Source organism: Streptomyces sp. CAI-85 (assembly GCF_013363615.1).
GTDB lineage: Bacteria > Actinomycetota > Actinomycetes > Streptomycetales > Streptomycetaceae > Streptomyces > Streptomyces antibioticus_B.
This window is the reverse complement of record NZ_JAANNX010000104.1, coordinates 1-10603: the sequence shown is the minus strand read 5'-3', so window position 1 is coordinate 10603 and position 10603 is coordinate 1. Positions and strand designations below refer to the sequence as shown.

The window sequence follows — 10603 nt, the reverse complement described above, 5'->3', positions numbered from 1 at the left end:
CTCGTGGTCGTAGGCCTTGAGCCGGATGCGGATCTTCTGTCCCGCCATGGCTACTCAGTAGTCCTGTCTCTTCGTACGCTCTGATGCCCGGAGTTCCCGCCCCGTTCTCCGACCCACGCGGTCGGGCGTGTCGCGCTCCCGCTGACAAAGATGTCCCTTGTTCGAACACCCCTGCGGGAATGCACACGGCCCTACCGGAACCGCAAGCCGGGGACGAAAGGCCCACCGGGCGCCTGGCCGGTGCCGCACCGCACTTCCCGAAAGATTCCCGTACGTCCGCCCCAGCGCTGCCGTGGGGCAGTTAGGGCGACGAGTACTGTGGGACTCGCTTCCGGTCCTCCCGGCGGGAGGCGCACAGCATCAACACTCGACCGAGCAACCCCGCTAGTCTGCCATACGGGGCAGCGCCTCCGCCAATCGAGCCGGAGAGAATACCCCGAGCGTGACGAAGGTCAAACCCGCGCACGCCGCCCCGCCGGTCAGCCGGTCTTGGCGACCGTCAGCAGCACCGCCGAGTCCTCCAGCGCCTCAAGACCGTGACGGGCGTCCGGCACGGTGATCAGGTCGCCGCTCCTCCCCTCCCAGTCGGTGTCACCGCTGGTCAGACGCACCCGGCCGCGCAGCACCAGCAGGGTCGCCTCGCCCGGGTTCTCGTGGTCGGCGAGCGCGGTGCCGGCGGTCAGGGCGAGCAGGGTCTGGCGCAGCACGTGTTCATGGCCGCCGTACACGGTGCTCGCGCTGCGGCCCGTGGAGGCGGCGGCGGCGCGTTCGAGGTGTTCGCGGGCCAGGGCGTCGAGGGAGAGCTTCTGCATGGGGCAAGTCTTCCCACCGGCGCCGCGCGGCGACAGGGCCATGTGGGGCACCGCCGACCGGTGTCACCTCAGTCGAGTTCGCCGAGTGTGGCCTTGCGCTCGTTGAAGAAGCTGTCGGCCGCGTCCTCCCGCAGACCGTCCCGCACGGACGCCTCCAGACCCAGGGCCGTGCCCCAGGTGGCGGTCATGTCGGCGCTCTGGTCCTCCAGGGCCTCCGCGCCCTTCGTGCGCAGGGTCTGCTGCCAGGTGGCGACGAGATGGCCGACGGGGTCCTTCGCGTACGACGGCGGCTCGGCGGCGCCCTTGGCCAGCCCCGCCAGGACCTCGTCCTCCCAGCGGTCCGCCTCCTTCTCACCGAGGTCGCGCAGGACGTCGGCGCGCACGCCGTCCAGGGTGCCCAGGGTGCGGGAGTTCCGGGCGGGGGGCACGGTCAATTCGGCGCCGGTGGTGCCGGGCCGCACCGCGGCGAGCCCTTCGGCGGCGTACCGGGTCGCAGCGTCCCGCAGCGCGGTGTACGCGGCGGGCTCCTGCGACAACTCCCGTACGGTACGCAACAGTTGAAGGCCCAATACGGACATGTGGACACCGTCGGCGTCCTCCCAGGCCGGCTGCGAGGGCGTGGCGTGGCGCACGTAGTCGGCGTCCCCGATGCCGAGCAGCTTGTCGGTGTCCGCCGCGTAGTCGGCCAGGGCCTCGGCGAGCGGCACGCTCAGGTCCGGGTCGAGCGATCCTCCCGAGTCGTCCAGACGCTCCCCGACGGCGACGAGGACGTCCTTCATGGCCTGCGCCTGCCGCAGCGAGTGCTCCCCCGGTACCGACCCCACGGTGGCCCCGCGGATCGCCGTACCCAGCGCGGCGCAGTCCGTGACGGCCGCGTGGTCCTCGCCCAGCGCCTTCTGGATCCGCTCGTCCTTGCGCAGATCGGCGCAGCCCTCCGCGTCCCCGCCGGATCCGACGAGGAACCACGCCCCGATGCCCCCGGCGACCGCCACGCAGGCGACGGCGGCGGTCAGCGCGGCGCGGCGGCGCGGGCGCCGGTCGGTCGGCGGCGGTGTCTCGGGCATGTTCTTCCTCGCTGCGCTGGTCAGTTGGTGGTGTCCGTCAGGTACTTCTGGGCCGTGCTCGACCCGCGGTCGTGGCCGTTCAGGATGTCGTCGGTGAGCACCTGGAGCTGGGCCTTGCCCTTGTCGGTCGAGGTGTCGATGTCCGTGCGGTCGGAGGCCCAGGTGTCGACCATGGTGACCATCTGGTTGTGGGCGTTGAGGTACTCGTCGGCGATACCGGCGTTGGCCGTGACGTCCGCCTCGGCCTTCATCGAGTTGCCCCACTGCCAGGCCCAGGTGTCCACCCCGCGCTGGAGGGCGTCGCCCACGACGATGGAGCCACCGGCCGTGGGGATGGCCAGCGGGGTGACCGCGCCGCCGATGATGTGGTAGGCGATCTTCGACTTCCAGTCGGCCTCGCTGTATCCGGCCATGCGCTCGTCGTTGATCACGTCCTCGCGGATGGCCGAGTACGCCCCGAGGGTGGCGCCCGCCTTGCTCAGGGGCGCGGACCGCTCGAAGTCGGTGGCCCCCTCCGGGATGCCGCGCATCTCGACGTCGATGTACCGGGACTCGGCCTTGTGCAGGGTGGCGTAGGCGTCCGGGTCCTCGGAGAGTCCCCGCATGAACTGGACCAGGTCCTTCTGGGTCACCGCCACATGCGTGGTGTCGCCGTCCCGGAAGGTGCCTTCCCCGGTCGCGGCCCGCACGTAGTCGGCGTCCATGCCGCCGAGGATCTCGTGGGTGTCGTCCGTGTAGGCGGCGAGCGCGTTGGCCAGCGGCTGCCGCATGTTCGCGGCCACCCCGTCGGTGCCGGCGGACGGCGCCAGCTCGGTGATGACCGCGTGCATCACCCGGGCCTGGGCGTCGGTGTGCTTGGTCTCGGGCCACGGGTCCTGGCCGGCCGCCAGCGGCGGGTGGCCGGTCGTAGCGGCCTCCAGCGCGGCGCCGAGGCCGGCCTTGTGGAGCGGGTCGTCCATCTCCATGACCGAGATGCCGGTGATCACGTGCTTGGGCCACTCGCGGGTGCCGTCGCCGCTGCCGGCCAGGTAGTGCAGATGGTCGTTGCCGACGTGGTCGGCGCCGGCGCCGTTGCCCGACGGGTCGAAGAAGGCCGTGGCGGCGTCCGGGTTGCGGCTCATCACGCCGAGGAGCCCGTCGATGGCGTCGGCGCGGATCCCGTCGTGGCCGGGGCCCCACTCCGTGAAGATGCCGGGGTGCTTCTTCTCCGCCGCGATGAGGTCGTCGCCCATCTGGTAGAGGAACTGGTCGTCGTACTTGGTGTCGCTGTGCTGCATCAGGCTCACGAACGACTGGTAGCCGTACAGCGGGTTGGTGTTGGAACCGAAGTTCTTGGTGCCGGCCTTCTCCAGGCCCTGCGTCCACTGGCGGTAGAAGGCGCCGTCGTCGCTGGCGAGCCAGTCCTTGAACTTCTGCGATCCGGGCGGCATGTCGGCGACCGAACCCGGCACCTGGGTCGCTGCCGCGACGGTGTTGGCGAGTCCGCCCTGGAGGTCGAGGTAGACGCTCTTACGGCCCTTGTCGGAGTCGTAGGCGAGGTCGTTCAGCCCGTTGGTGAACTTGATGGCCCCCTCGGGACCGAGTCCGTTGAGGAACGTCCTGTTGAACACCTCGTCCCCGGCGTTGTCCCGGAACGAGCGCTGGAGTTCGGCCAGTTCGGCGTCGGAGACCTTGTCGCCCTTGGCGAGCCGGCCGGCTATGTCGTCGGCGTTCTGCGCCTCGTACTTCTCGATGTCGCCCTGGGCCTTGCCGTTGAAGCCGTTGACGGTGCCGTCGGTGATGTCCGAGTCGACGACGACGGCGTCGAAGGCGATCTTGACGCCGTCGTCGGCGTCGTTGACGGCCTGCACCAGATGGTCGACGCGCTGCTGCCAGGAACTGACGCTTTTCCGCACGCTCTGCTGGTAGTCGGGGTCGTGGCGGTAGGCGTTGAGCTCGCCGGCACCCAACTGCGAGGTGTCGAAGGTGACGACGCCCTGGTCGGACACGCGCATCCCCGCCTCGACGGCCTCCTTGCGGGCGGTCTCCAGCTTTCCGCGCAGATCCACGAACTGGGTGTGGGCGTCGCGCAGCAGGGCGGCGATGGCCTTGGCCTCGACCTGGGCGTTCTGGAACTCCTTGAGCGTGACGTCGAAGCGCTTGTTGGCGGCGTTGGCGCTCAGCCCGAGCCAGGTCTGGCCCATGCTGATGCCGTACACGTCCCGCCGGTACGCCGTCTCCTGCTTGAGGAACTCCCCCGCCATGCCGTCCCAGCGTTCGGCGGCCGTGGTGAGCGTGGACAGGTCGGTCGTCATGATCTCGTTGTACGTCGGCATGGGTCCCCGTGATGCGTGATGGCGTGCGGTGCGGCCGATGGCCCGATCAGTACCCGTCGAGCGGTGAGGTCTGGCGCAGGCCGGTCCCGATGCCGAAGTCCGTGGTCTGGAACAGCAGTCCGGTGCTGCGCAGCGCGGCCTTCTCCGAGGCGAGCCGGTTCATCAGGTTCTTGACCTGGTCACCCCAGGTCTTGTGCGCCGACTTGAGCGAGGTGGAGGTGACCCAGCCGTCGCCGTCCTTCGGGGCGAACGCCGTGACGGCCTTGCCGGTCTCGTCGTCCGCGTGGTCGCCGGCCTTGCTCGTGTCCGGCTCGATGTGGTCCTCGATGGCCTGGGCGGCGGCTTTCTTCTGGGCGGGGGTCGACACCAGGTTCGGCTGCCAGGGGCCTGGGGGGCCGGGGGTCCCCGACCCGCCGGGCTCCGACGGCACATGGTCGATCTGCATCCCGAGAGGGCCGCCCTGCTCCCCCGGCTCTCCTGCCGATTGCGTCGTCATGCCGGACTCCCCCGCGCCCTCGGTTGACATACACGCGTCAGGTTAGCAAGTGCGCCCGCCCGCTTCAGGAAAGATCTTCGGACCGCGTACATTTCAAAAAGCGACCGCGACCGAAGGAGACCGGACCCATGACAGCCACCGAACCCCGTGACAACGCCTCACGGATGGACAAGTGGTCGGTCGCCTGGACCTTCCTGGCCCTGGCGCTCTGGGGCCTGTTCAGCTTCCTGCTCCTGGCCGACCACGGCCCCGACGCCCTCTGCCGGGGCCCCCTCGTCGACCCCAACCCCTCCGCGCAAGCATGCCGCGACGAATCCCTCCGCCAGTGGCCGGCCCTCCTGAGCATCCTCGCCCTGACCCTCCTGACGACGATCACGGCAGCGGCGACAACGGTCTACGCGAAGCTCCTGAACCGCCTGCCCCGCGCCGAGGAGACCGAACGGGACGGCACGGAATCGCCGACGAACGCCTGATGCTCCGTCAGCGACGGGGGTCCCCAGCCCTGACCAGGTGCGCATCCCGCAGAGCGCGCAGCGGTTTGGACCGGTCCGAACCGTCCGCACTCCGCTTGGGCACACAGATCAGGCACGCGGCCTGCTTGTCGGCACTGAACAGCACAAACAGCCGACGGGTCTCGACGTACCGCGACAGGGCGGACCAGCGGGTCCTGCTCAGGGTGTGAGCGGTCTCGACACAGACTCCGGACTCGTCGACGGTGATCCGGCGCTCCCCCAGTGCCGCATGGTTCCGCTGCTGGGCCCGGGCCGCCGCTCGGGGCATCAGAACCAGCAGGCTCAGCAGCAGCAACGCGGCGATGCCCAGCCCGACAGGATCCAGGGAACCGCCTTCCGGCGTGATGCGGACCGACATGGCCACGAGGACGAGCGTCGCGACGATCGCGAACCACCGCTTACGCCGCGCGGCCGACGACACCTTCGCATGCGCGCGCAGGGCCTCCACCCACTCGTCGCCGGTCGACACATGCCGCACCTCGACACGCTCCGCAGCCGCCGTCATGCCACACCCACCCCTCAGTCCGCAGTCGACACCAGGACCTCCGCCGTCGACGTGGCGGTGATGGCCCTTGTGAACCACCGCCCCAGCACGTCGAGGTCGTCGCACCCGACGATCCGCTCCCGGTCCGCTTCGGTGACCTCGACACCCCGATGGGCAAGGAGAATAAGGATGTCCTTCACCCGACTCTCGACCAGCCCCTCCTCACGGCCTTCCTCACGAAGCTTCTGCGCCGTCTCCGACTGGAAGAAGGACAGGTCGACGGCCATGAGATGCCTCCAGATTTCCGCGGCCGGCGTCTTGCCGAGGCCTTGTTCCATGAGTTCGATGTAGGTGCCTGCGGTGCTCTCGACGTCGACCGAGAGGCCCTTCAGTGCCTGGCCAGCGCGTTCAGTATGGAATCGGCGTTTCTGGCGGCGCGGGCGAAGAGACCCGGGTCTTCTGGAAGATCCGGTGCAGGGCCTCATGGGATGGGCTTCGACGTCTACACCTCAGGCGGCATGCTGAACGTGGCCGGAATCCCGGCGTTCGCTTCGCAGCCGAGCAGTTCGGCGTAGACGCGGCTCGACGCATGGATGATCCGCAGGTTGTCCTCGTAGGCCGCCGCGTCGGATTCGGCCACTTCGTCGTTGGTGCGGGACTCTCCCCGTATGAGCACCTTGGTAGCGCCGCCCAGGCCCAGGGAGAACTCCTCGCTGGAGCACTCGAAATACAGCACGCCCAATTTGCTGGTGGCAGCAGCCCCCTTCGCCATGCGGTAGCTCTTGCCGAGCGCATCGGCGCCTCTCTTGGGAACCTCCCGCACCCCCCAGAAGGTCACCTCCACAGGCGGGGACGACACCACGGTCTCCCGGTAGAACCTGCAGAATTCCAGACGTGTCGCCTTTTCCGGAGTCCCCATGGCGACCATGGTGATCAGTTTGTCAACGGAATCCTCCGGATTGCCGTACCGAGTGATCTTCACGGAGTCCGGAATGCCGGCAACCCGCCTGACCGCGGATTCCACGTCCTTCCCCAGGGCCGTATAGCAGATGCCCTTCTCAGCCGCCCCCTCGCCCGCCGACCCCTTGTCCCCCTGACAACCGGTCACCAACAAGAAGGCGGCTACCAGCACGGCCCTTCTCGACCGACGGCCCATTCCTACACCTCCGCAGGCATCGTGAAGCTGCTGGGCAGCCCGGCATGGGACTCGCAGTCGTACTCATCCGCCGCCGCAGCGTCGTACTGCGCGACCAGACCATCGGCCGCCCTCTGCGAATCACCGAGACAAGTGGCCTTCGCAGGCGCGGCGATACCGGCGATCCGCTCCATGGCCGCTCCGGCGGGAGCGCTCAGGACCTTGTCACACGTCACCTTCTCCGAACTGGGGCGCGCCGTACCCGCGCCCCGCGCGTCTCCACTCTGGCAGCCGGTCGTCACCAGCGCGACGACAACCAGCAGGGGCCCCGCCCACCTAAGGCGTGGGAAGTACACCATGCTGGTCCTCCCCATGGGTCCCCTTCGTATGTCCACTGTTCAAAGCTTCTTCCAGGTCCTGTCCGAATGGGTCGTCATGCGAGAGCCCGTGGTGCGTCAGGAAGCTGTCGATCGGTGACTGCGTAGCAAGCTTCCCGGCTTCGTAGATCTTGTCCCGCTGGGAATTGACGTCTGCCGCGCTGTCCTGCTGACCCGTATCCGCGCTGGTGTCGATCACACTGCCGATCTGCTGCTCGAGCGCACCCTGGCCGGCATCCATGAAGACCGGGATGAGGGTTCCCGCCACACCCACGGCTGCCACCGGAGGCAGGAACGCCGCCCCTGCGGCAATGGCCACGCCTGCTCCGAACTTGATCCATTCGGTCTTCTCGGCAAGGCTCTTGTTGTAAGCCTCGTCCCTCGCCAACCCCTCGGCCCGGACCTGATCGGCTCGGGACTGGTCGATGATTCCTTGGATCTCCGCGCCGGTACGGACCACTTCCCTGGCATGCGACTCGTTGATGCGGCCACCGTCGACCTGTGCCTCAAGCCCGCTGGTGCCGTAGATCTGCTGGGCGATCGAGATGTCCGAGTACGCGTCCGGGTGCTGGCCGATCGAGCTCAGGAACTTGATCGTGTTGGGCGAACCGAACTGCGCGTGCCCGTCCAGGTCCTTCGGGGCGAAGATGCTGTCCGTCCGGCTGTCGTTCAGACCCCAGTTCAGGTCGTCGATGTAGCCCGCCCCCATCCGGCCGAGGCTGTCCGCCATGGGGTCCTTGACGTTCTCCGGATCGCCGTAGGTCTGGACGACCTTCTCCATGATCGCGGCCGAAGTCGCGTCCCGGGACGGCGTGGGCGTCGGGTCGTCGTAGGCGTACCCCAACGTCGCCGCCTCCAGTGCGTGGCCGAGGGCGTCGGGGCCACCGTCCCGTACATGTGCCGCCTCGTCGCTACCGGGATGGACGAGGCTGTCGGGCGCCCACTTGAAGTCCTTGTTCGTCAGCTCGTCGTAGTAGGTGTAGTCGAGAGTGGCACCCTTCTTCACGGTGCCGTCCTCGTTGTACACCGTCGGCGTCATGTCGTCGGAGAAGAACTTCTTCGCCGCGTCCGGGCTGTGCCCGAGCCCTTCCAGCACGCTGGTGAGCGGGTCGTATCCGGCGCCAGCCTTCCCCGAGGGATTGAATCCCCAGTCGAGGTCGGCGCCTCCCGTATTCGGCTTGTTGCGCATGAAGAAGTCGGGGTCCTTGTGGTGCAGTTGGACCACGTGCTCCGCGATGGGATTGATGAACCTCGCGTCGTAGTTGCCGTAGCGCAGAAGCCCGCCGAGGACCTGATAGCCGTACGGGTTGGTCGGGGCACCCGGGAAGAGCTCCACCTGCTGGGTGCCCAGCTTCCTGAACTCGGTGCCCCAACTCGCCGGCAGATGTGACTTGTTGTCCGGATCGGTCGCCGAGGCAAGCGCCGTACCCATGTTGCGCTGGAGCTGCCGGGTCAGCGCCAGCCGCTCCTTGTCGTCGCCCTCCGTGCCGTCGAGGGACATACGGCCGTAGAACTCGAGGGTCTTCTCCGGGCCCCCGAGGGACTGGTAGAAGCCGGTGCTGAAGTCGGCGTCCTTGGCGTTCCACTTCAGGAGGGAGTTCAGCTCGGTGAGCTGCTTGTCGGTCATCTCCGTGCCGCGCTTCGCCAGCTCGGCCGCGCGCTCGACCTGGGCGTCGTCGAGGGACTCGTACACGCTGTGCCCGGCGTTGTGTGCGTCCCCGCCGTGGCTCTTGCGCAGGGCGCGGGACACCGAGGCATCGATCTCCGAGGCGTGGGAGAGGATCCGGTTGATCCGGCCCTCCAGCTCGTCCCTGGCCTCGTTCTCCTCCTTGGTGCGCGCGTCGGTGTCGCCGCGAATGTGCGGGTAGACACAGTGCACCGTGCCGTCGCCGTAGTCCTGGACGCTGATGCCCCACTTCCGGACTTCGGCGTCCGCGGTTCTGATCCGCTTCTGGAGCGCGGCCAGTTCCGTGTGGGCGTCGTCGAGGACCTGGTAGATGCTGTTCGCCTCGGTGTGCAGGTCCGCGATCTCCTTCGTCGTACTGCTGACGAATCCGCGCGTCACCGTGGCGTTCACACCCGCCCAGCGGGCCTTGTCCGACTTGGCCTGCATCCCCTTGCGAGCGTTCTCCGCGGCGGTCTTGAGCTTGTCGACGGCGTTCTTCCAGTCGGAGACGGCCGTCCCCAGCTTGCCGAGATCCACCTCGACGAGATCCACGTACTTCACGGCCATGGGGCTGCTCCTACTTGAAGTACTTGTCGATCTCGGACACGGCCAGGGCGGAACCGTCTCGGTTCCTGATCACGGCCGCGATCTCCGCGTCGTCGTGGGCGTGCAGCTTCTTGCTGAAGTCGAGGTGGTTGGAGATGTGCGCGCACGCCTGAAGAACCGTGTTGGCCTGCGACGTCCAGATCTCGACGGTGAGTTCCAGGGCGCCGCCCATGGCGAAACCGTGCGACTTCAGGGACGCGGCGGCCTGCATCGTGGATCCCGCGCCGTGCTTGTCCATGCCCGCGCCGGCGATGTCCGTCCCGGTGCGAAGATCGCCGTAAAGGGTGAACGCGTCGTGGCCCACGGCGCCGAGGTCGTCCTGGTTCACCACGAAATCGCGGTTGCTCCCACCGCCGCCCTGCGCCGCGGCCTCGTTGAGCCGCATCCCCGTCGCACCGCCCTGAGCATCGGCCTTGAGTTGCTCCCACTCGTCCCAGGCCATGGTCCCCGCGCCCTCCCCCGTGACAGATCTCGCTCTTCTCGCCTCAACCTAGCAACGGACACAACGCCCGCATCATTCAACCGCCCCCCCATGGCGCATTCGCATCCACCCCGGACGGATCCCGCCGGCTACGCCCTCCTGGCCGCGGGCCCGCTCAAATGCTTCAGCTCAAAAGCTGGAGCCCCCGGTCGGATCAGCTAGATCACTTGTTGATTCGAGTCCCACCCAGGTGTCCGCGTCGAGGGCAGCCGTCGTGGAGTGGTCTCGCAGGCCCGGCCGTGCTGCCCGTCAAGCGGGTTCGGACTCCCCGGTCGACGCCAGGACCTCCGCCGTCGACGTGGCGGTGATGGCCTTGGTGAACCACCGCCCCAGCACGTCGAGGTCGTCGCACCCGACGATCCGCTCCCGGTCCGCTTCGGTGACCTCGACGCCCCGATGGGCAAGCAGGACAAGGATGTCCTTCACCCGGCTCTCGACCAGCCCCTCCTCGCGACCCTCCTCCCTGCCCTCCTCACGAAGTTTCTGCGCAGTCTCCGACTGAAAGAAGGACAGGTCGACGGCCATGAGATGCCTCCAGATTTCCGCGGCCGGCGTCTTGCCGAGGCCTTGTTCCATGAGTTCGATGTAGGTGCCTGCGGTGCTCTCGACGTCGACCGAGAGGCCCTTCAGTGCCTGGCCAGCGCGTTCAGTATGG

The 10603-nt window shown here is 68.2% G+C and carries 11 protein-coding genes and 1 pseudogene; 1 reads left to right on the top strand and 11 read right to left on the bottom strand.

Annotated elements, in window-relative coordinates:
• Nucleotides 1–479 precede the first annotated feature (479 nt).
• The 4 genes from G6W55_RS35940 to G6W55_RS35925 form a co-directional block, all read right to left on the bottom strand.
• A complete protein-coding gene (locus G6W55_RS35940; RefSeq protein ID WP_175524827.1) occupies nucleotides 480–812 on the bottom strand; it encodes a cupin domain-containing protein in 333 nt (110 codons plus the stop codon).
• Between the two features lie 68 nt (nucleotides 813–880).
• Nucleotides 881–1876 carry a hypothetical protein gene (locus G6W55_RS35935; RefSeq protein WP_175524826.1) on the bottom strand — a complete coding sequence of 332 codons (996 nt, stop codon included), beginning with the start codon at nucleotides 1874–1876 and terminating at the stop codon, nucleotides 881–883.
• A 20-nt stretch (nucleotides 1877–1896) separates the two neighbouring features.
• Complete coding sequence (locus tag G6W55_RS35930; RefSeq protein ID WP_254876573.1) at nucleotides 1897–4170, bottom strand: hypothetical protein; 2274 nt, start codon at nucleotides 4168–4170, stop codon at nucleotides 1897–1899.
• 67 nt (nucleotides 4171–4237) lie between these two features.
• Complete coding sequence (locus tag G6W55_RS35925; protein ID WP_254876572.1) at nucleotides 4238–4687, bottom strand: hypothetical protein; 450 nt, start codon at nucleotides 4685–4687, stop codon at nucleotides 4238–4240.
• 128 nt (nucleotides 4688–4815) lie between these two features.
• Here G6W55_RS35925 and G6W55_RS35920 point away from each other — a divergent pair, with 128 nt between their 5' ends.
• Nucleotides 4816–5160, top strand: coding sequence for a hypothetical protein (locus G6W55_RS35920; protein ID WP_175524824.1), 345 nt, complete (start codon nucleotides 4816–4818; stop codon nucleotides 5158–5160).
• A 7-nt stretch (nucleotides 5161–5167) separates the two neighbouring features.
• Here the strand turns inward: G6W55_RS35920 and G6W55_RS35915 are convergent, their stop codons facing one another.
• The 7 genes and pseudogenes from G6W55_RS35915 to G6W55_RS35885 all read right to left on the bottom strand — a co-directional run.
• Nucleotides 5168–5704 carry a YcxB family protein gene (locus G6W55_RS35915; RefSeq protein ID WP_175524823.1) on the bottom strand — a complete coding sequence of 179 codons (537 nt, stop codon included), beginning with the start codon at nucleotides 5702–5704 and terminating at the stop codon, nucleotides 5168–5170.
• 14 nt (nucleotides 5705–5718) lie between these two features.
• Nucleotides 5719–5970: a hypothetical protein gene (locus G6W55_RS35910; RefSeq protein WP_175524822.1), complete on the bottom strand. Its 252-nt coding sequence runs from the start codon at nucleotides 5968–5970 to the stop codon at nucleotides 5719–5721.
• Nucleotides 5971–6185: 215 nt separating this feature from the next.
• Nucleotides 6186–6815 carry a hypothetical protein gene (locus tag G6W55_RS35905; protein ID WP_175524821.1) on the bottom strand — a complete coding sequence of 210 codons (630 nt, stop codon included), beginning with the start codon at nucleotides 6813–6815 and terminating at the stop codon, nucleotides 6186–6188.
• 26 nt (nucleotides 6816–6841) lie between these two features.
• Entirely contained in the window at nucleotides 6842–7012 is a 171-nt protein-coding gene (locus G6W55_RS35900) for a hypothetical protein (RefSeq protein ID WP_175524820.1), read from the bottom strand.
• 142 nt (nucleotides 7013–7154) lie between these two features.
• Complete coding sequence (locus G6W55_RS35895; RefSeq protein ID WP_175524819.1) at nucleotides 7155–9428, bottom strand: hypothetical protein; 2274 nt, start codon at nucleotides 9426–9428, stop codon at nucleotides 7155–7157.
• 10 nt (nucleotides 9429–9438) lie between these two features.
• Entirely contained in the window at nucleotides 9439–9909 is a 471-nt protein-coding gene (locus G6W55_RS35890; protein ID WP_175524818.1) for a hypothetical protein, read from the bottom strand.
• Between the two features lie 288 nt (nucleotides 9910–10197).
• A pseudogene (locus G6W55_RS35885) lies at nucleotides 10198–10603 on the bottom strand (hypothetical protein); the annotation flags it as partial.

Bases quoted from the DNA above. Each gene is read 5' to 3' on its own strand.
- G6W55_RS35940 (WP_175524827.1), bottom strand. From the start codon at position 812: ATGCAGAAGCTCTCCCTCGACGCCCTGGCCCGCGAACACCTCGAACGC.
- G6W55_RS35900 (WP_175524820.1), bottom strand. From the start codon at position 7,012: ATGGAGCGGATCGCCGGTATCGCCGCGCCTGCGAAGGCCACTTGTCTC.
- G6W55_RS35890 (WP_175524818.1), bottom strand. From the start codon at position 9,909: ATGGCCTGGGACGAGTGGGAGCAACTCAAGGCCGATGCTCAGGGCGGT.
- G6W55_RS35935 (WP_175524826.1), bottom strand. From the start codon at position 1,876: ATGCCCGAGACACCGCCGCCGACCGACCGGCGCCCGCGCCGCCGCGCC.
- G6W55_RS35915 (WP_175524823.1), bottom strand. From the start codon at position 5,704: ATGACGGCGGCTGCGGAGCGTGTCGAGGTGCGGCATGTGTCGACCGGC.
- G6W55_RS35910 (WP_175524822.1), bottom strand. From the start codon at position 5,970: ATGGCCGTCGACCTGTCCTTCTTCCAGTCGGAGACGGCGCAGAAGCTT.
- G6W55_RS35930 (WP_254876573.1), bottom strand. From the start codon at position 4,170: ATGACGACCGACCTGTCCACGCTCACCACGGCCGCCGAACGCTGGGAC.
- G6W55_RS35920 (WP_175524824.1), top strand. From the start codon at position 4,816: ATGACAGCCACCGAACCCCGTGACAACGCCTCACGGATGGACAAGTGG.
- G6W55_RS35925 (WP_254876572.1), bottom strand. From the start codon at position 4,687: ATGACGACGCAATCGGCAGGAGAGCCGGGGGAGCAGGGCGGCCCTCTC.
- G6W55_RS35895 (WP_175524819.1), bottom strand. From the start codon at position 9,428: ATGGCCGTGAAGTACGTGGATCTCGTCGAGGTGGATCTCGGCAAGCTG.